The sequence below is a fragment of the Cupriavidus sp. SIMBA_020 genome (assembly GCF_046535395.1).
In the GTDB taxonomy this organism is placed as follows: Bacteria; Pseudomonadota; Gammaproteobacteria; order Burkholderiales; family Burkholderiaceae; genus Cupriavidus; species Cupriavidus campinensis.
Genome location: NZ_JAWRWU010001111.1, coordinates 1 through 255, shown reverse-complemented (window position 1 = coordinate 255; position 255 = coordinate 1). Strand labels below are relative to the sequence as shown.

At 61.6% G+C, this 255-nt stretch carries 1 pseudogene; it reads left to right on the top strand.

Going from position 1 to position 255, the window contains the following annotated elements:
• Positions 1 to 245: pseudogene (locus SB751_RS32965) on the top strand (disulfide bond formation protein DsbB); the annotation flags it as partial.
• Positions 246 to 255 lie beyond the last annotated feature (10 nt).

The following is a 255-nucleotide window of genomic DNA, read 5'->3' as shown; positions in this document are numbered from 1 at the left end:
ACACCTGGGCTTTTATCGCCTTCAGCGTCCTGATCGTGTTCTGCGTGCTGATGCTGTCGGTGGATCGCAAATGGGGCGACAACATGCTCAAGCGGCCGGTGTCGGCGCTGGGCGTAATCATCATGGCCCTGTTTTTCATCATGGTGCTCGCCAACCTGGGCAGCACCACGCTGCAATGCGGTTTCGGGCCCTGCCCGCACAATCCCACCGGCTATCTCTGGCTGGGTTCGGGCAATACGCCCTAGGGGTGGCGCC